At 44.3% G+C, this 19,756-nt stretch carries 19 protein-coding genes; 6 read left to right on the forward strand and 13 right to left on the reverse strand.

Annotated features, from left to right (window positions below; translation table 11 throughout):
• Positions 1 to 52 precede the first annotated feature (52 nt).
• On the reverse strand, positions 53 to 805 hold the full coding sequence (locus tag D5I41_RS02985; protein WP_235868843.1) for an SDR family oxidoreductase: 753 nt from the start codon (positions 803 to 805) through the stop codon (positions 53 to 55).
• A 787-nt stretch (positions 806 to 1,592) separates the two neighbouring features.
• Between D5I41_RS02985 and D5I41_RS02990 the strand changes: the two genes are divergently transcribed.
• Together D5I41_RS02990 and D5I41_RS02995 are read left to right on the forward strand one after the other, a co-directional pair.
• Positions 1,593 to 1,853, forward strand: coding sequence for a DNA polymerase III subunit epsilon (locus tag D5I41_RS02990; protein WP_119008431.1), 261 nt, complete (start codon positions 1,593 to 1,595; stop codon positions 1,851 to 1,853).
• Between the two features lie 515 nt (positions 1,854 to 2,368).
• Positions 2,369 to 3,940 carry a polysaccharide lyase 6 family protein gene (locus D5I41_RS02995; RefSeq protein WP_119008432.1) on the forward strand — a complete coding sequence of 524 codons (1,572 nt, stop codon included), beginning with the start codon at positions 2,369 to 2,371 and terminating at the stop codon, positions 3,938 to 3,940.
• A gap of 352 nt (positions 3,941 to 4,292) precedes the next feature.
• Here D5I41_RS02995 and D5I41_RS03000 read toward each other — a convergent pair whose 3' ends face one another.
• From D5I41_RS03000 to D5I41_RS03010, 3 genes are read right to left on the reverse strand one after another with little or no spacing between them, the layout of a single operon-like run.
• Positions 4,293 to 4,661 (reverse strand): GtrA family protein, encoded by a 369-nt coding sequence (locus tag D5I41_RS03000; protein ID WP_119008433.1) that lies wholly within the window; start codon positions 4,659 to 4,661, stop codon positions 4,293 to 4,295.
• A 38-nt stretch (positions 4,662 to 4,699) separates the two neighbouring features.
• Entirely contained in the window at positions 4,700 to 6,103 is a 1,404-nt protein-coding gene (locus tag D5I41_RS03005; protein ID WP_119008434.1) for an ArnT family glycosyltransferase, read from the reverse strand.
• The gene (locus D5I41_RS03010) at positions 6,100 to 7,101 is read right to left on the reverse strand and encodes a glycosyltransferase family 2 protein (protein WP_119008435.1); all 1,002 of its coding nucleotides are present in this window, start codon (positions 7,099 to 7,101) and stop codon (positions 6,100 to 6,102) included. The genes D5I41_RS03005 and D5I41_RS03010 overlap by 4 nt, the downstream gene beginning before the upstream one ends.
• Positions 7,102 to 7,246: 145 nt before the next feature.
• Between D5I41_RS03010 and D5I41_RS03015 the strand changes: the two genes are divergently transcribed.
• Both D5I41_RS03015 and D5I41_RS03020 read left to right on the forward strand, forming a co-directional pair.
• Complete coding sequence (locus tag D5I41_RS03015) at positions 7,247 to 7,924, forward strand: response regulator transcription factor (RefSeq protein WP_119008436.1); 678 nt, start codon at positions 7,247 to 7,249, stop codon at positions 7,922 to 7,924.
• The gene (locus D5I41_RS03020; RefSeq protein ID WP_119008437.1) at positions 7,921 to 9,171 is read left to right on the forward strand and encodes a sensor histidine kinase; all 1,251 of its coding nucleotides are present in this window, start codon (positions 7,921 to 7,923) and stop codon (positions 9,169 to 9,171) included. The genes D5I41_RS03015 and D5I41_RS03020 overlap by 4 nt, the downstream gene beginning before the upstream one ends.
• Positions 9,172 to 9,437: 266 nt before the next feature.
• Here the strand turns inward: D5I41_RS03020 and D5I41_RS03025 are convergent, their stop codons facing one another.
• The 6 genes from D5I41_RS03025 to D5I41_RS03050 all read right to left on the reverse strand — a co-directional run bounded on the left by D5I41_RS03025 (position 9,438) and on the right by D5I41_RS03050 (position 13,793).
• Positions 9,438 to 9,827: an ArsR/SmtB family transcription factor gene (locus tag D5I41_RS03025; protein ID WP_119008438.1), complete on the reverse strand. Its 390-nt coding sequence runs from the start codon at positions 9,825 to 9,827 to the stop codon at positions 9,438 to 9,440.
• 3 nt (positions 9,828 to 9,830) lie between these two features.
• Positions 9,831 to 10,103, reverse strand: a complete 273-nt coding sequence (locus tag D5I41_RS03030) for a hypothetical protein (protein WP_119008439.1) — start codon at positions 10,101 to 10,103, stop codon at positions 9,831 to 9,833.
• Positions 10,104 to 10,305: 202 nt separating this feature from the next.
• On the reverse strand, positions 10,306 to 11,205 hold the full coding sequence (locus D5I41_RS03035; RefSeq protein ID WP_186811084.1) for a DMT family transporter: 900 nt from the start codon (positions 11,203 to 11,205) through the stop codon (positions 10,306 to 10,308).
• A gap of 130 nt (positions 11,206 to 11,335) precedes the next feature.
• Positions 11,336 to 12,709, reverse strand: coding sequence for an FUSC family protein (locus D5I41_RS03040; RefSeq protein WP_119008441.1), 1,374 nt, complete (start codon positions 12,707 to 12,709; stop codon positions 11,336 to 11,338).
• Positions 12,706 to 13,581: an HlyD family secretion protein gene (locus D5I41_RS03045; protein ID WP_162892781.1), complete on the reverse strand. Its 876-nt coding sequence runs from the start codon at positions 13,579 to 13,581 to the stop codon at positions 12,706 to 12,708. The genes D5I41_RS03040 and D5I41_RS03045 overlap by 4 nt, the downstream gene beginning before the upstream one ends.
• 8 nt (positions 13,582 to 13,589) lie before the next feature.
• On the reverse strand, positions 13,590 to 13,793 hold the full coding sequence (locus tag D5I41_RS03050; protein ID WP_119008443.1) for a DUF1656 domain-containing protein: 204 nt from the start codon (positions 13,791 to 13,793) through the stop codon (positions 13,590 to 13,592).
• Between the two features lie 200 nt (positions 13,794 to 13,993).
• On the opposite strand from D5I41_RS03050, the gene D5I41_RS03055 reads away from it, so the two are divergent.
• Complete coding sequence (locus tag D5I41_RS03055) at positions 13,994 to 14,896, forward strand: LysR family transcriptional regulator (RefSeq protein WP_119008444.1); 903 nt, start codon at positions 13,994 to 13,996, stop codon at positions 14,894 to 14,896.
• 79 nt (positions 14,897 to 14,975) lie between these two features.
• On the opposite strand, the gene D5I41_RS03060 is transcribed toward D5I41_RS03055, so the two are convergent.
• The 3 genes from D5I41_RS03060 to D5I41_RS03070 form a co-directional block, all read right to left on the reverse strand.
• On the reverse strand, positions 14,976 to 16,343 hold the full coding sequence (locus tag D5I41_RS03060; protein WP_119008445.1) for a TrkH family potassium uptake protein: 1,368 nt from the start codon (positions 16,341 to 16,343) through the stop codon (positions 14,976 to 14,978).
• Positions 16,340 to 17,002: a potassium channel family protein gene (locus tag D5I41_RS03065; protein WP_119008446.1), complete on the reverse strand. Its 663-nt coding sequence runs from the start codon at positions 17,000 to 17,002 to the stop codon at positions 16,340 to 16,342. The genes D5I41_RS03060 and D5I41_RS03065 overlap by 4 nt, the downstream gene beginning before the upstream one ends.
• A gap of 203 nt (positions 17,003 to 17,205) precedes the next feature.
• Positions 17,206 to 17,826, reverse strand: a complete 621-nt coding sequence (locus D5I41_RS03070; protein WP_119009220.1) for a 3'-5' exonuclease — start codon at positions 17,824 to 17,826, stop codon at positions 17,206 to 17,208.
• Between the two features lie 129 nt (positions 17,827 to 17,955).
• Between D5I41_RS03070 and D5I41_RS03075 the strand changes: the two genes are divergently transcribed.
• Positions 17,956 to 19,251 carry an alpha/beta fold hydrolase gene (locus D5I41_RS03075; RefSeq protein ID WP_119008447.1) on the forward strand — a complete coding sequence of 432 codons (1,296 nt, stop codon included), beginning with the start codon at positions 17,956 to 17,958 and terminating at the stop codon, positions 19,249 to 19,251.
• Positions 19,252 to 19,756: the final 505 nt, after the last annotated feature.

A 19,756-nucleotide genomic window follows, 5' to 3' on the forward strand; every position in this document is an offset into this window, starting at 1 on the left:
AGTGGTGGTGTTGACTGGCCTCGTAGAAGTGCCTACGAAGCCGTTACGTCAATTATTCCAATTCAACCAGAGGCCTAAAGGTCATCTCATGCATGACGATATCCTCGGGAAGTTCTAAGATATGGTTGATTGTTTTAGCAACACCTTTTGCTGACATATATTCAGGTCTATCAGCTTCTCGAAAATTGGTATCTGTACCGCCTGGAAATAAAGTGGTTACTTTTATCCCATGTGGTTGAGCTTCTTTCATTAAAATCGAACTAAAGCCAGCAAACCCTTGTTTCATTGCAGTGTAAATACTCATCGTTTCATTTGCTCGTTTGGCAACAGTGCTCACGACATTGATGATATAGCCTTGCTTTGAAGGTTTCATGGCTTTGAGAGCTTCTCTGCTAAGTAGAGCTGGAGCTCTTAAGTTAATAGCATACTGCAGGTCAAACTCTTCCAGTGTAAACTCGTCAATAGGGCACTTTCTTGAGTTCATCCCTGCATTATTTATCAGCACATCGATACCTGCTAGAGTTTCATGTGCCTGCTGAAACATCGCAAGTGTTTGGTTTGGGCTGCTAAGGTCGGCTTGAATAGCGGTACAATTATCAAGGCTCTCTAATTCTGTCAGTTTATTTTGGTTACGCCCAGTGGCTACAACCTGATGTCCTTCCGACGCAAGTAGTTTAACGGTTTCGAGTCCGATGCCGCTGGTGGCACCTGTTACTAGTATTTTCATGATGTAGAGCCCATGTTTATTAGGGTCTGTTGACCTTTTGAGTTTATTTTTGTAGCGATTTGTTGGGTATTTAAACAAGGCAGTCACTTTTAGGTGTGGTGGTTCCACATGAAAAGGGACTAACGCCGTAGAAATGCCCAACAAACGCTACCCGAAGGGCTCGGCTAGAAACCATTTACTCGTCGTTGAGCGTCTTTTGCTTAGATGACTAGGCGGCAAGCCCCTCGCCTTGATTAAATGGTTTCTAGTCGAGCAAAATTTAATCGCAAAAGGTCAACAGACCCTAGTGAATGATTGTATGGGTAAGTTAGCATAGTCTGTGATTTTTAGTTTAATAAAACAGTCAGTTAATACCGTGTTAAGACGAGCTCCCCTCTTTGGATTTTGTACCGATTTATCACATCAAAATATGGAATGCGTTGATATTTTCTAACCAATTGGGTCGTTTCATTACACCAATAACTAGGGCTTAAACTGTACGCTCGAGAAATTTAATTTTGAGTGATCAGATTTACTGTGCTGAATGCGGTACGGCTACTTTCCTTCCTCGCCTTATTATTTAGTGCTTTCCACAATCAGTGTGTACATGAAAATGGTCAGGCTGTGCTAAAATCGGCGCATCAGCGATATGAGTGTGTCAATCTCATTTGTTTGACTGAGGGAAGTAATACCAATCGTAGTAAATAACTGATCATCCTAGCTTGTTAAAACACTCGATAACGGCGTTAGAATTTTTGATTGTAGAATAACTACTTATCAAAAAGTTCTGCCTTGTTATCCAGCATTTTTCCTACGCTATTTCTGACCACTTACTTACTGTGATTGGTATAACCCCTGCCGTGATTGAATAATGAGGATACTCAAAATGAGTAAGTTAACATCAGCAGAACGTAAGGCTCGCGATGCAGAGCGCTTTTCACAACGAGTGAGTGAGCGCAGAGAAAAAGGCGAAGACGTAGTCGCGTACGCACTGACCAATAAGAAAGCGGTTAAGTTTTTAACAAAATCAGAGAAGAAAAGCCTAAACGAGCGAAAAACTCTGCTTCAAGAAGATAAAAAACGATTAGAGGAAGAAGAACTAAAACGAATTGAAGCGAGTTTTAGCCAATCAACCCACGAAGAGTAATCTGCAAAACCCGCCACTGACATGGCGGGTTTTTGTTTAAACACTTCGGACTGTTTATTCAAATAGAAAGTATTGTACGAGGCATCTCAACCTCCTGTAATAGCTCGGGGTCAATCATAGCCAACAGGGAGACGGGTACTGCTTTTACAAGGGTTGTTAGCCTAGGTTAGGCTGACCTGCACTTTCGTGATTGAAGTGGGTTCTCACTAAACCGGAACCGTTTTCAAATAACCTTAATGGCGCTGTGAATACTGACAATTACGCTTAATACACAGTAGTTCGTACCAACTACATGTTTTTATTGCCATTCGTTGATGCCTATTATTTGTTCTCGATTCATTTTTCAAGCCTAAGTTCAGAATTTTTATATTGTATTATTAAAATACATGAGCTAGCTTGCAATTTGACGAAAAAGACAAGTTCTTGATAACGCTTCTCAAACCATACAATTGCCTACCCATATTCCTTGTTGTTAATGTTCGCGTCACAATAACCCCCCTCAACAAGAGATTGTCATGAAAAAGACACCCGTTTTATTAATCGCAGGTTCCCTACTACTCACTGGTTGTATGTCAAACCAAGCAAGCACAGATCCCGTAACGAAACCAACATTGGTAATGGTAGATCAAGGCGTTAGTATCGCTTCAATGCAACAAGTTCTAGAACTCAGAGAAAGCATCCTAAACGCTCAAGATGGAGACGTGATCAGTATTAAGGCTGGTCACTATAGAGACTTGGGCAGCGTTACTTTAACCGCGAACAATGTCACCATTAAAGCTGAAGTACCAGGAACAGTAATATTTAATGGCTCAACTCAGTTCATCGTTAAAGGTGACAACAACCTGATTGAGAGCTTGGTATTTACAGATGGTGGCGCGACGCTAAGTACTGTAAGCCATGATGCAAACATCATGGGTGTGTTCGGTATCTTCGGCAAGAACAATACACTAAACAACTCAGTGATCTACAAGTTTAACGACTACGACTATGAGCCGGATGCAAAAGGCAAGTACCCTAACATCCGTTGGGTAACCGTTGGTGGCGAAAACAACAAGATCACTAACAACACCTTTGAAGGTAAGTACAAGCGTGGTGCAATGCTTGTAGTTGCAACCTCTGACAAGTTAGAAAAGACGTTAATCGAAGGCAATATCTTTAAAGATCTTACCGCTCTTGATATTGAGCTAATCGAAAACTCTGATCCTAAGATGGTTCGTACAAACCGCAACGATAGACAAGCAATCAGAATCGGTGATAGCCACAACTCATTGTTTGAATCTCAGAGTGTTGTAAAGAATAACTACTTTGACAATATCAGTGGCTATGTAGGTAAAAACGGCTCTGGTGAAATCGAACTGATCTCTGTTAAAGCGAGCGATGTGACCTTTGATGGAAATACTATTAGAAATAGTACTTCTATGATTTCACTAAGACACGGTCACAATAACACGGTTACTAACAACGTTATCTTGCCAGGTAATACCGCTAATTCGGGTGGCATCCGTATCTACGATGAGAATCACATCATCGAGAACAACTACATTGAGGGTACTTTAGGTAAGGGCACATATCGTGGTGGCCTAGTTCTAAATACTGGCATCATTGATGTTGCGAACGGTGAAGAGCTAAGCAAAGACTCTACCGAGGGTAAAACGCTACAAAAGCAGTGGACACCTAAGGATGTAATCGTTAAGAACAATACCCTGGTAAACAACACACAAGGCATCTTCGCTAGCAACGCGGTACATCGCGTGAGCCTAACGGATGATACTCGTGCCGAAACCATCTTCCCTGCTGTCGATACCCTGTTTGAAAACAACTTGTCTATTGCTGCAGAGGCAAACACCAACGCGTTTAGACAATTCGATGGTGAGAAATTCAAGATGATTGGTTCAGAGTTCAAGAACAATATCTTCTATGGCCAAATCGAAGGCTTAGATGAGCCATTGCCACAAGGTATCTCAACTGAAAAGCCAGCAATGGAACGAGATGAGCAAGGCTTGATTAAAGCTGTAGGAAGCGTAGGCGCAACTAACCTGACAGTATTAACTGAAGATATGGTTGGTTCTAATATCGCATTCAAATAGTAGGCTATAGCACTCACTATTAATGGGGCAGGTCTTTCAGTTTGCATTTAACTGCAACATGAAGGACCTGCCTTTTTTATTTTAAATCGCCTTAAGGGAAGTGCTGTGGGATAAAATAGCCCTTTAAACGAGATTTAATCTGATGCTTTAGTAAAGGACTTGAGATTGAAAGAAGTTGAAGAAGATACTCTAGATAGATGCCAATTTAGCAAGGTTTAGATTTAAGAGAAAAGGGTCTAAAGGAGATGAGGCATTGTTTGACCTTTATGCGAAGTGATTTCTCCCCATTACAATGTGCATTGTTAGTTAGCACCTACTTTTGAAAACCAAGTGTTATCCATTTTTCAAACCATCATTGTTCCAGCGAATTTCGATAAACCCAATGCTGACTTAAAAGGAAATTGCTCCCCATTCCAATCAGTGCGCCGCAAGCTAGGGCGATGAATAGACCGAGGTCTGAGCTAGGCAATAGTGTTGAAAGCCAAACAAACACAGCGAGATTGGGAATGGCAGAAATACCGGCACTAAACATAAACCTTAACCATTGCGTAAGTTTGTTTGGGTTATGCTTGCAAAAAGTGAACAGTCGATTGCCTAGCCAATTTGCGCTCGCAGCCACACAGAATGCGACTAAGCGAGCGTAAATGGTGTCTATTTCAAACAGTGAGAACAGTAGAAAAAAGCTGATACTGTCGATGAGAAACCCTAGGCTTCCAACCATAGAAAATCTCAAAATCTTCCTGTTAAGAAAAGGGTTGCTCAAGAGTTATTCTCACACTTGTACAAAGAGCGACGATTGTGTGGGTTGGTTTCGATGATGCAGTTCAGTTTTTTACTTTGAACAATTTCATCAAGCCTGTGTTGCTTGCCAATCAGCTGCACTTGACGCAATTTGTCGATCTCGCTCCAGTCCGTTAATTTTTTGGCTTGGCCTGCACTATAAAATTGACCAGAGAAGGGTCTTTTCCCCACGTAATAAGTAGTGACCTTTGGGGTTGTTTTGGCGAGTAGAACCTTGTCACTGCGCTCATCGCCGATGCCTTGTTGCAAAACCATGGCTGCAGCGACCAAAAGCACAGGAACCACACCTGCGGTCAGCTTTACCCAAAGTGCATCCCGGTCAATATCGTCGAGTAATATTGCTATTAAGCCAGCCAGGGCGGGGATGCCAGGCAGAACATAGGCAGGGAGTATGTTGCCTGCAAAGGTAAACAGCAGCATGGGTGATATGAGCCAGAACAAAAGGAAGCTAAACAAAGGGCTCTGTTTGAGTAGGTGTTTTAGACCTTTCTTTTGTTTCCAGCAAAATAGCAGTGGCAAAACAACCGACCATGGAGCTGCAGAATAGAGCCAGAACCACCAAATGGCACCACGAACCTCATCGTGTGCACTGCCATAGAGATCGCCCTCCCAACCACTGACGACAAAGCGGCTAAAGTGCTCACCTACAATGAAGTATTCTAAAAATCCCGGAGTGGCTTGTTCGGCCAATAAATACCAAGGCAAAGAGAGTGCGAATAACAGTGCAGTACCGCCTACAAGGGGGAATCGCGCCGAAAGTTCCTTAATCGCACCAATAAGCCCATGTTGTAGAATTAACCATGGCAACACCGCAATCCCAAATAGAACTAAGATCAATGGTCCCTTGGCGAGCATGCCAATGGCAAGACCAATAAAACCGATATATCCCCAAGCCTTGCTTCCCTGCCAGCATTGATAAAAACCCAGCATAGCGAGTGTCATACCTAAGGTCAGGGCCATGTCAGTCATCACAGCGCCCGCTGAGATAGAGAATATGCCACAGGTCGCCAGAACTACCGCAGTAAGCAAACCGCTAAACCCTTGTTTGTGAATAAACCGAGCGATCAGCCCGATCACCGCAAGGCCAGCCAACCAGTGTGGAAATCTAACCGCGAATTCGTTTACCCCAAACGCCTCGATGCCTATGGTGCTCATCCAAGTGAATAGTGGTGGTTTCCCCCAAAAAGGAACGCCATAGTCAAATTGAGGCGTGACCCAGTTTCCGGTTTCAAACATCAAGCGTGCCATTTCGCCGTAACGTGCTTCAGTGGTATCCATTAAGGGGTAAGCCGCAAGGCTGAGCAGTCTGATTAGCAATGCAGCCCCTAATAAGAACCACAGATGTAGGCGATTGATCCTCATGCTCGACACTCCAATGCGAGCGCAGTTGTCGCCGGCTTTTGGTTAACGGATTGGATTAGATACAAGGGGCGTTGTTTCGTTTCAATAAAGATGCGACCCACGTATTCACCAAGCAAGCCAATGCTTAGCAGTTGTATACCGCCTAAGGCAAGCTGCACGATCATCATTGATGGGTATCCTGAGGTAGGTTCACCTAAAAAGAGAGTTTTAACGACGATCAACATGCCATAAATGAATGCGCTACTGGCAACCAAAAAGCCGATTACCGAGGCAATTCGAAGCGGACTGACGGAGAAAGAAGTGATGCCGTCGATGGCTAGGCCTATTAAGCTAAGGTAATTCCATTTTGTCTCACCGCTGTGTCTCGCCTCTCGCTGGAATTGAAGCGTGGTTTGTTTGAATCCAGGCCATGAGAAAATGCCCTTCATGTAACGATTTCTCTCTGGTAGTCGATTGATGTGGTCAACGACTTCCCGGCTCAATAGGCGAAAGTCCCCCACATTTTCTGGGATGTTGGACTTAGACATCGTATTGAGCAGGCGATAATAGATGGCAGCGGATTGACGCTTGAACCAGGTTTCACCCAAGCGCTCAGAGCGCTGCATATTGACCACGTCATAGCCCTGTTGCCATTGCTCTAGCATTTGAGGGATGAGCTCTGGAGGATCTTGCAGGTCGGCATCGATAATGATGACCGCTTGCCCCTTACTTTGTGCAAGCCCGGCGCTCATGGCGGCTTCCTTTCCAAAGTTGCGACTCAAGGAGACGCTGACAATTGAGCTTGCTTCTGAAGTAAAGCGTTCGACGGCATCGAGACTATTGTCACTACTGCCATCATTGACATAAATGATCTCAGTTTGGCCGTCGATGGAACTCAGAACTGAGCTCAAGCGAGTGTGCAATTCAGGTAATACACACGCCTCATTAAAATAGGGAACAATGACAGTAAGAGTGATTGCTGTTTTTCCAAAAGTTGGAATAGAAGATACTATGCCCATAACGCTACCTTTATTATTCATGCAGTGATTGGATTCGCTGCGCGTGCGATGAAGGTTATCGGTATGGGTGTGAAAAGAGTGTTGTTCACAGTTTTTTCACGCTGAAATTGCGATCATCTAGGGATGATGAGTTGAGGGTAATGTAATGAGCCGTGTGTTGTTGGTTGAAGATAATCGAGAAATAGCAGGGATTTTGTTCGACTATTTTGAATTAGAGGGCATGGTGCTGGATTATGCAGACAATGGAGAGCTGGGGCTGAAGCTAGCACTCGATGGTAACTTTGACCTGATATTGCTAGACCTAATGCTACCCAAGATGGATGGATTTACAGTGTGCAATCGCTTAAGGGAGGCAGGCGTAAATACGCCAGTCCTGATGTTGACCGCACTGGATAATCGTGATGATTTGCTGAAAGGGTTTAAGCATGGCGCCGATGATTACCTCACCAAGCCGTTTGACCTAGAAATACTGGAAGCAAGAGTATATGCATTGATCAATCGGTATCGAGGTAAAGTCGCCAGCACTGAACTCAAATTTGGTGAGCTTAGAATCGATCAAAAAACACGACAGGCCTATCGACAAAATCGCCGCTTGGCCCTGAATCCTACCACTTACACCATCCTAGAAATGTTGTGTACCAAGGCACCAGAAGTGCTCTCTAAGCAAGAGCTATCCGACAAATTGTGGCAGGACGATGAAGGAAACTCGGATGCCTTACGCAGCCATATCTATCAATTACGAAACCAGTTAGATAAGCCCTTTTCCCATCCTATGCTCATTACGGTACCCAAGATAGGCTTTCGCCTCGAGGAAGCGCAATGACTGATGGTCTTTTCTCTAATACCAAGACACTAACTGGCAGACTGGCACTGTTCTTTATGGGCATGTCATGCGTGGTGGGTGTGATGGTCTTTCTGATTTTCTACGCGGCGGTTCATTGGTCGGAAGATAGGGTCGGCGAGAGGCGAATTGCCATTGATAGGGACAGTGCTGTTGAACGCTTCTTGTCAGGTGAACAAGGTAAGATCCGCTTAGATGCACTGACAGTAGCCTACAATGACCTATCGTTGGTACCCAGTGAAATTCAAGATATCCTCAAGGATGAAGCGAGCTTCTTGGGCGAAATAGAAGACCTCTCTTACATGGCTTTGAAAGGTCAATATTCAGATAAGGGACAGAGTAAGGATATCGTCTTAATCTCACAATTTGATAGCGTAGAGTTTGGTAACAAAGAAGTGTTGCTCGCTTGCTTGGTTGTGCTCGGGGTTATTATTCTTTTGATGGCGATGCTTGGGCTGGTGCTATCACGACTGTCGAAACGCCTGATTGAGCCCTTGAATGACATTACTAATCAGCTTAATCATCGAAGTGGAAATACTGAGCGAGCATTTGCAATAAACCAGGGTGCTGCTGACGAATTTCAGCTTTTAACCTCAAAACTGAACCAGTATCGCTCAGACTTAAACTACGCCTTAAAGAGAGAGCAAGCCTTTGCTCGCTACTCCAGCCATGAACTGAGAACACCATTAACCGTAGTAAAGGGAGCAAATAAACTGCTCTCTCGCTCAGAGCATACGGAGTTACAAGGTCGTCAAATCAATCGGATCGAGGATGCCACGGTGCAGATGACGACTATGGTTGATGCCTTGCTCTCCATTGTTCGTTATGAACGCCAGCAAGAACAGACGCCGCAAAGAGAAATCTCTGAGATTGAAATCAACAATATCATTGATTCAAATGCCATCAAAGCCAGTGAAAAGGACATCGAGGTTGAAGTGGAGTTCGTGTCCGCGCCTAAACTACGAGCCACCAATGCCGTGTTGAATATGGTTTTAGGAAACCTAGTGAGAAATGCCATTGCAGCCACGGCACAAGGAAAATTGAGTGTTCGAATTGAGGCATCATCAATATCGCTGGTGGATGATGGTGTTGGATTAGAGGGGAAACAAGACTCAGAGGGTCATGGCTTGGGTCTGATGATCGTCAATGATTTATGCTCTCGTTATCAATGGCAGTTTAAACTTAGCGATCACCCTACACGTGGTAGTGTGGCTGAGATCATATTCTAAAAAAATTCGTTACCAAGCTGCCCCAATAGGGCGGCGCTCAAGGTCAGACAAGACGCGATAGAAGCTTGGTATTGATAGATAGCTTGAATTACTTTGAACGCTGGCATGACTCCTTGCTAATCTGTGAGACAGTTTCTTCAGCATTTACAGTGCCTCTTCTAGGCTTGGCATACCATCGGCACCTGCTACTGTCTCTTCATCTACCATAACAAACGATGTCTGTGGGCTAATAGTTGAAGGGGATCATTTTAGGTTTTGTCTAGACCCTATTTAATTAAGCGATTCCACTCATCGCTAGCAGGGCCAACCACACACTCTCCATTAACTCGCATCTCTAACCTCAACTGACAACGGTTAGTCACCTCATTAAACTGTGAGGCAGGTAAAAACCCTACGGAATCAACCAATGACTTCCAGTGAGGAGCTTGATGTTTCGCTAAAGTGTAATATACCCACTTCCCACACTTCTCTTGAGTTAATAACCCAGCTTTATAAAGCATCTTTAGGTTACGAGACACGTTGTATTGTGTCTCGCCAGTCACATCCATAGCCTCAGCTACCGTAATCTTCTGATCCACATGAATGAGCAGCCAACATAGTCTTAATCGGTTCCGATCAGACAGCGCCTTTAATGCATCGAGATATAATAATTCCATCTATCACTTATTCGGTTTTCTTAAACTGGCAATCATTATAGCCAGACCAATAAGGAATACGATACTTGAGTGCGAGGCATGGAACACTAACTCGGGCTTGCTCGCCCCCGTAAACAGCGCATACCAAAATAGTGGGCAGAATATCCCTAGCAATGCGATTCTTCTTCCTGTTTTTCCCTGCTCTGACAAGTCGCCACCACGAATCAAAGTAGAGAAAACCTTAAACATATAACTGTATGCGCACCACTTACTTAGATGAACAACCATAGCTCTCATTTCACTAGACTCCTTTCGTTGCTTTATCGAATGAATTACAACACATAAGAAAAGCAATAATTGCATACATGCGCATTTTAGCAAGTGTTATGATTGAAGATTGTGATTTTAATTGAGTGGATAAAATGACACGCCAGACATCAGGGTAAAGTGCTCACCCTTGAAGTAGCAATGAGGCTTGAAGATATTGATAACCCAAGGTCTACGATTCCTTGCCTTTAAACGGTACCAGCAATTGCTTTCCAAATACATTAATCAGTGCACCGGTCACGATCAATCCACCGCCTATATAAGTCCATACTGACGGGATTTCATTGAAAACCCAAACCCCAAGCAAAGCGGAAAAAACTATCTGAACATAAGAGTAAGCGGAGGCCTTGCCGGCTGCTTGAGTTTGCATTGCCTTGGTTAATCCATATTGACCAATTTGAGTAAAGGTCCCAACCAATACCAACATGGCGGTAATGAATAGGCTTGGCCAAACAAAATCTTGCCATATAAGTAGTGTTGAGACTGGCAGTGCTACCAATGGGAAATAGAAGATAATCACTGAGCTGTCTTCAGATCGACTCAGCTTTCTTACTATGACATACGCTATTGAGCTTCCAAACGCCCCACACAAGGCAACCATGATACTGAACAGAGGCAGTTCACTATTGTTGCCGATCATATTGGGTTGAACCATGACTAGCAGGCCGACAAGGCAGAACGCGATGCAAATCATTGTAGATTGCTGAACCCGCTCTTTAAGAAACAAGACCCCAAGCAGAGCCGTAAACACGGGATGCACGTATTGCAGAATAGTCGCTTCTGCTAACGGTAATGTTGTTATCGCATAGTAGACGCACATTAGTGCCATGGTGCCTACCGTCCCTCGAAGAAACAGCAAAGGTCTATTGTTTCCCCATATCGATATTCCCTTGCGTCGCACGTCAACGTAACTGATGATCAAAGACACTAGCGCTCTTGCGGCCACAATTTCAAAAACAGGGATGCCATAGTTACTAATGTATTTTACGCACGCCGACATCAGCGCAAAGCCAAATGCAGAGAGAAGCATGAATCTGACCCCAACAGGGATCATTGATATAGAGGATGGCATAAAAATTTCGTCAAATCAGGGGGAAAGGAATCATATCCTAGTTTAGGACTATCCAGCGAAGTGTTTCTAAACAAAATCAACAATGCCAGTACTCACAGCTAAAGTACTGGCTTATCTTCACTGAGCGCTTCTACAGGTTTCGATACAGCTTAATGTAAAAAGCGCCAATCGACAGGCCTAGCGACATCACTGTAATCATGGTGATGGGGGTCATCAGCGAATAGCTTGGAGTAAGATACATAGCGCTCATCGTCATCACCAATAATAGGTTGACTCCCAGTAATTTTTGCAATGCAAGTGAAGGCTTTGCCGTTCCCCTCCATACTAGAAATACATTGATAAAGTAAAAGCCCGCCAATTGCCAAAGCTCGGTCAACTCAGGAAGAATCAACACATACTGAGTCAGAAATATCACTGCCCAAACAGCCATCCCAATGAAAGCTTGGCCGATAGCACTGTTAGGTAGGCTAACCAACACATTGGCAAAAATAGCGCACATCATAGGCATCATATATGCCCCTGGAATCGGTACGTACCACCAAACAACTAAACCAGTTAACAAGATGCTGAGTGAGCGCACCACATTAGCCAGCCGCGTCTCTAATGGAAGGTCAAATGCACTGTATTTGACCTTAGGAATCGTATACTTAGACTCAACGAGCTTAAGCCATTGTTGCAATTCACCCTTTGTCTCCATTGGATTGGCAATGGCTTTTGTGAGTAGATGTTGACCATCGTGGATGTCTATCCCTTCTACTGCATGAGTGGCCTTTGGGAGCTCAGCGAGAACCTCTAATATTTCAATCGTTTGGACAATGACACGCCATGCTGCACGCTCGTATCTCAATCGATAGCTGCCATTTAGAGGGAGATCGAGTATCGCCTTCAATTTGCTCAAATTCGCTTGCTGTTGCTGGGCAAAATCGTCATCACTCTCGGTATCTGTAGACGATCTTTGAGCGAGTTTTCTTGTTAGATTTTCGGTTGTAGGTGTCAGTAGTTCAAAGAAATTATCTTCTGTTTTTTGTGGCCAAAGCAAACTAAAAACCACACTGAAAACAAACAAACCTAAAACGGTTTCCTGAATACGAAGGATGGCAATATTAAAGGTATTAGCGCCGTCAAACGACCCCATACTCGCAACCAAGGTGCACACCGTAAAGGTAATAGTAAACGCATAACCGAATTTTTTATGTGACCCCATGAAAGAGCACACAGCAAGCAATAACGAGAAACAAAAAATAAACATCAAGTGGTCTTGAGGGAAGTACATCAACAGAAGTCCCGCACATACCACCCCGAAAATGGTACCCAAGAGCCGGTTTATCCCCTTCCTAATCGAATGAGAGTAAGACTCATTAGCCGCAGCTACAATGACCGCTATCCCCGCCCAATAAGGCTTATCCCACCCAAACCACAATGCTAGACAGATGGACAAAGAAACGGACAGTGCCACCTTTATCGCGTCTTGCGTAGATCGAGATAGCGTAAACACCCCGATCATTTCGCACTCTCTCCCTTGATGATCTTAACCGATGCAGTCATGCCAATGCGCAACTGAAGGTCCTCTGGTATATCGGTCAAATGGACCTTTACTGGGATTCTTTGTGCAAGACGAATCCATTCAAAATTAGGGTTAACCACAGGTAGCAAGCTATTTCCTGTAGAGCCATCTTGCATTGAGATGCCATAGCCAACACTTTGGATCTTACCCTCAAGGACACGATCAGATTGAGTCAGCAAGGTCACAAACGAGACGTCTCCTTCCGCAACGCCTTGCAGGTCGGTTTCTTTGAAGAAGCCTTCAATCCAAAAACTGTGCTCATCAATAAGGGCAACTACCGGTGTATTTGCCGTAACCTGAGAGCCCTCGCGAAGCTGTAGATTGGTAATGTAGCCATCGGTTGGCGCATAGATCTTAGTAAACTGGAGATTAAGCTTCGCTTCTTCAACAGCGGCTTGCATCACGCCTAGGTTCGCCCTTGCCGTTTCTACTGCATTGCTCAGGTTGTTGAGCGTTAGTACAGGTACTGCACCTGGCGCACGCTTCTCAAGATTGACAGAGCGACGTTGTTCATCACGTGCTTTTTTAAGTAGTGCACCCGCTTGACGTTCGCTTGCCAGCGCTTTATTTAATGCAGCCTGATAGATGCTCTGATCAATCTCAAATAAAAGGTCACCCTTTTTTACTTGGGAATTATCGTTCACTAGAACATGGGTCACTTGACCTGTCACACGAGGAGTTACCTCTACGATGTATGCTCTCACCTGACCATCTCGCGTCCATGGATTTGAATCATAGGTAGAATAAAGTGAAAAACCGACAAAACCTGCAGCAGCCACAAAAAGTAGGGTTGTGATATAACGCATCATCATGCTTTACCTTAAACTAAATGCCAAAAACGACTGATAATTCCGACGATTATCACCACCAGACTCAGCTCAAAAATCGCAGGTACCGCTATGTATCGATACATACCGATCTTGTTACCCACGAAAGAAAATATTGTTGTTGCTAGATAGGCGATCAGTACCGCCAATAACAATGGCGGAAAATAGATCTCTCCAATGACCACTTCACTTGGCATAGATTTCAACCTGTAACTCTGTTCAATAGCGCTAAGATATGTCGGATTTGTGGTTAGTTGTTAATCTCAGTTGACGGACAGAATCCATCAACTAGATAAAAAAAGAGGATAAGAATGCGTTCTTTTAGCTCGGTTAAGTGGTCTTTTTTGTCTTTAGTTGTTAATGTTTTAGATATGAATTAGATCGAGTACACCTACTTATGAATTTCAGTCTCGAACAACTGTTAGCCTTCGTAAACGTTTATGAACAACTCTCTTTCAGCAAGGCCGCAGTCAAGCTAAACAAGCACAGAACCACCATCGGACAGGTAATCACCAACCTAGAAGACCAATTAGCTGTCACACTCTTTAACCGGATTGGACGCTCGGTTGAGCCCACTGAAGATGGGCACCTGCTTTATCACTATGCTAAGCAAGCTATTGAGCAAGCCAGAACCTTTGATAAGGTCGCTTTGAGTCTTTCCTACGGGGAATTGGAAAGCATTAACATTGCCTACTCCAACATCTTGCCACAACAAGTATTAACCGACATACGAGTGCAGTTGGTCAAAGACTTTCCCAACATGAGAGTGAACTTTGCTGCTAAGACTAAAGCTGAGGTGAAGAGTGGCATTACCAATGGTGATTTGCATTTTGCTTTGGTCAACATTCATGAGAGCACTGCAATCCACAGTATTGATGCAACCTTTTTAGGTAACCTCGAATTCTTACCTTTTGTTAAAAAAGACAGTGAAGTTACAAAGCTACCATCAGACAAAGTTCAAGCTGCTCTGCGTGGCCAAAGGCAATTTGTATTAACTGCAATGGTAAACGATGGGATGAAGGATAAGATTTTGCTTTCAGCTGATCATGAAGAAATTGACCAGTTATCACTCATTGTAAAGTTGGTACAAGAAGGCTTGGGTTGGGCGTTTCTGCCTAGGACGTTGACCTCATCAGACTATGTTTCAGCAAAAATACAATACATTACGCTGGATCAAATGAAGCAAGGCTTTAAGTTTGGGTTTGCCCTTTGGTGTCCTCACTCCAAGCAGATATCCCCAATTAAGAAATCCATACTCGTAGCGATCGACAAATACATACAAGAACATCAGCAATACTAAGAAGTAAAATTGAGATTAAAAGGGCCATTGAAGAATTCACTTCAATGGCCCTTTTTTGTTGAGCTAATCACTTTAAAGATTACCCAGTGAAGACAGGCTCTTCTGGGTACCTGACCAAGGTTTTCTCTGGGCGGGCAAGCATATAGGCCAAGGTTAGCGGACCAATACGCCCTATTATCATCACCACCACCATAATCAGCTTTCCGGGTTCTGATAATTGGGCCGTTAAGCCAGCACTTACGCCCACAGTAGCAAACGCCGATATCACCTCAAAAATCACCATTTTAAAAGGGGCTTGTTCTGTGATCATCAAAGAAAACATGGCCAAAAACAAAAGAATGCCACTCACAACAATGATGGCTAATGAACGCACTATGGTTTGGCTGCCGATGGTACGATGAAATAACACAACATGATTCTTTTGGCGCAAGAAACTCCAGGTTGCCACCGCTGCAACGACAAAGGTTGATACCTTAATTCCACCACCCGTAGAGGTAGAGCCCGCGCCAATCAGCATTAGCAGCATCATGAACAGCATGGCAGGAGAAGATAACGCAGCCAGATCAATGCTATTAAAACCGGCGGTTCTTGCGGTTGCAGACTGGAAAAAAGCCGCGAGCCATTGCTCTGAGGTAGAAAGGTGTCCTAAGGTTGCCGCATTATGTCGCTCCAGCAACCAAAACATTAAGGTTCCTATAATCAACAAGGTAGGTGTACCAATTAACATGATTTTGGTGTGAAGCTGCAGGTGTTTAAACCCTTTGTGTAAATTGGTGGATAAATCCCCAACCACCGTAAAGCCCAAGCCACCCAGTATAAACAGTGCCGCTAGACTGCTGATTATCACGGGGTCTCCAACAAAGCCTACCAAACTATCAGAGAACAAAGAGAAGCCGGCATTATTGAATGCTGATATGGAGTGGAATAAGGCATAAAAGAGACCTGTAGCCCATCCCATCTCAGGCACCCATCTAAAGCTCAAGACCACAAACCCAACAAACTCTGCTGCCAAGGCAAAAATGATGATTTTTTTCACCAGTCCCCGCAGGTTCACCCTGCGATCTTGACCTAAGGCTTCTTTAGCTAATGCTTGCTGTTGTAGCGACAATCGAACGCCAAACATATACAAGAGAACCGCAGATAAGGTCATCTGCCCCAACCCACCTATCTGCATCAAGATCATCAATAAGATTTTACCGCTCAGGGTAAAGTGCTGCCCAGTGTCGACCACGCCTAGTCCGGTCACGCTGATGGCAGAGGTTGCGGTGAACAAGGCATCCGTCATCGACAATCCGGATACCGAAAAGATGGGCAGAGTGAGCAATACCGCGGAAGGGAGCAATATCATCAAAAAGCTAAGGACAATGATCCTCGGCTCTCCGCCCTTTCCGCCTTTGCGTTCAGGACCAAGGGTATAAACTCGACTTTGGTGAATTCTAGGGATCATAGTGCACGCAGTTTCTGGGCTAATTCAGCTTCTGGACCAACAACAATGATGACATCGCCTATCTCTAAGCTCTTTTCAAAGCTTGGAGAGGCTACCACTTCAGGTCCTCGCTTCAAGGCAATCACATTTACGCCTTCATCTCTACACAAGGCCATTTCCGACAAAGACTTACCGAGCAAGTTTGCTGTCACCACCACCTCAGTCAACGCTAAACCGCTTCCTAATGGATGGAAGTCTTTTACGCGCGTATCAATCATTTGATTTGCGATACGTATCCCCATCTCCTTTTCAGGCATGACCACTCTGTCGGCACCGACTTTACTTAATATCTTGGCGTGGAACTTGTCATTGGCTTTTACCCATACCGTTTTACAGTGCGCCTCTTTCAGCACTAAGGTCGTCAGGATGCTGGCATTGATGTCACTGCCAATGGCAACCATGACCATGTCATACTCTTCTAGCTTTAACTCGGCTACAGTTTCTTCTTGAGTACAATTAGCAACAATGACGTCTGTAGCAAACTCGATAGCACTTTTTACTCGCTCTTCATTCAGATCTATGGCGAGTACTTGCGCTCCAGCATGGCTTAATTCCTGGCACACGGACAAACCAAATCGTCCCAGACCAATCACTGCATATTGTTTTTTCGCTGATCTCATTTACATCCTCCAATGACACCGTTTTCGCCTTACAAAAACAGTTGCGTAGTGAAGTATAGTAAACATCTGATTTACATAACTAAATAATGAAAAATTAAAAGATAGTTACCACAGTTCGATAAGAAGAGAAGGAAGAAGATTTACACTGTAAAGATGAGGAGGGAGCCCTACGACAACAAATGGTAGGGCTTTAGCGATACTTTCTATGCGTTGGAGTGCTTCATCACCAATGTATTTAGCGCAGCCTTGCTGGTTTTGGATATTTTTTGCATCAAACTAAATTCAGGGTTGTTAATCCCTCGGGTTCGCAAGTCTTCTAGCATGACTAACCATAGCTTGGCTGTCATCTCGGAGTCCGCTAACGCTCGGTGAAAAACGCCATCGTGCTCGATATTTTTGTAATGAATTAAATCACCCAACTTATGAGTTGGCGCCTGCTGATACAGTCTACGAGCAATCAACATTGAGCATGCGAACTGGCCGGTATATCCCGCACCAATAGCATCCAACTCCGCATCCAAGAATCGCTTATCAAATGAGGCATTGTGAGCAACCAGATTACAGTTACTGATAAAGGCGGCAAACTCCCCCATCACCTCTTCACAACTAGGTGCAGTACGCAGCATGTCGTTAGTGATGCCGGTGTATCCAGCAATGAACGAACTCACTCGAAAACCCGGGTTCATCAGTTGTTGAAATGTGTCAACGACCTCGCCATCAACCAGTTTTACTGCACCTATCTCTATGGCCCTGTCGCCCATATTGGGGGACAAACCGGTGGTTTCAAAATCGAGAACAACAACAGAGTTAGCAAGAGAGGTCATAGTAGTATCTAGGAAGTAAAAAATGCCGCGAGATTCTAACACGATCAACCAACACTTGCCTCGTTCGTCACTTGGCAAAATCGAAACCAATCAGTAGAGTAGTTTGCTAAATCTACTCAAGGACACATCATGCAAGGATATTCTTTTATTAACGATGGCTGTTGCTATCAAAATCATACCTTTGAGGCTCCCCTAAATTACGAGAAGCCCGATCAACAGCAACTGTCTATTTTTGCAAGAGAGATCCGCCTCGTCGGAGATGAAAAGAGCAACAAGCCTTGGCTTTTATATTTCCAAGGTGGGCCAGGTTTTCCTTCACCTAGACCAAACGGTCAATCAGGATGGATTAAGGCTGCCTTAAAACGATACCGAGTTTTGTTGCTCGATCAGCGTGGTACAGGTAAGAGTAATCCGGTTACTCATCAATCTATTGCACACCTAGATAGCGCTCAACAAGCTGAATACCTGACTCACTTTAGAGCGGACAACATCGTCAGAGATGCTGAGAATATCCGCCAGCGCTTAGGCATCAAACAATGGGCAACGCTAGGTCAAAGTTATGGTGGCTTCTGCACATTGACCTATCTTTCTTTGTTTCCAGATAGCTTATTGCAATGCTATGTCACTGGCGGAATCCCATCCATTGAAAAGCACATAGACCATGTGTACCAAGCCACATTCAAACGCACTGTGCAAAAAAATGAAGCCTTCTTTAGGCAGTTTCCTCTAGCACAAACACTCTGCCAGGAAATTGCCACTCACCTGTTAGAGCACGACGAATTTTTGCCTAATGGCCAGAAGTTTACCGTTGAGCAATTTCAACAAATCGGGATTAACTTCGGTGTGAGCGATACCTTTTTGCCAACCTACTATTTGTTAGAAACGGCATTTGTGGACATGAATGGTACTCGACAACTTAGCTACGAGTTTTTGAACGCTATGCTTGCGGAGCAGGCTTTTCAAACCAACCCAATTTACGCCATCCTCCACGAGCCCTGCTATTGCCAAGGCTTCGCGTCACAATGGAGTGCTCACCGAGTCAGACAAAATCATGCGTCGTTCAACTATCAAGCTGGCCAACCCTTCTATTTCACTGGGGAAATGACCTTCCCATGGATGTTTGAGCAGTACAAAAATCTAAAACCCTTAAAAGAGGCTGCATTCTCGCTGGCAGAAAAAAATGACTGGAACCCTCTCTATGATAGCGATGTGCTATCTAACAACAGAGTTCCTCTAAGCTGTGCTGTCTATGCCGATGATATGTTTGTAGAAATGGCGCTTAGCTGTGAAACATTATCCAACATCCCCAACTCTCAGGCGTGGATCACCAATGAATACGAGCACAACGGTTTGCGCGCCGATGGAGAGCGCATACTAGAAAGGCTGTTTGCTATCGGAGACCAAACCGCCGCAACGCTTATTTAGAAAATATGTATTTGGTCGAGGAGTGGAACATCGCCTTCTCGACCATATAGGCGCCCTACAAATCATCTCAAAAAGGTCAACCGACTCTAGGGTCTGTTGACCTTTTGCGATTAAATTTTGCTCGACTAGAAACCATTTAATCAAGGCGAGGGGCTTGCCGCCTAGTCATCTAAGCAAAAGACGCTCAACGACGAGTAAATGGTTTCTAGCCGAGCCCTTCTTGCCGAGCCCTTCGGGTAGCGTTTGTTGGGCATTTCTACGGCGTTAGTCCCTTTTCATGTGGAACCACCACACCTAAAAGTGACTGCCTTGTTTAAATACCCAACAAATCGCTACAAAAATAAACTCAAAAGATCAACAGACCCTAGACACCAACAGTTACATAGACTGCGTCTAATTGCTGTAAACTCCTTTCATTTTGATGCCTACTCCATCACGCTATTGATACTAAGATCACCGTAAAGTTTGCCCTCCTCCTCATCCAAACCCTAACATTAGCCCGAAT

This window comes from Vibrio superstes, assembly GCF_003569005.1.
Taxonomy (GTDB): domain Bacteria; phylum Pseudomonadota; class Gammaproteobacteria; order Enterobacterales; family Vibrionaceae; genus Vibrio; species Vibrio superstes.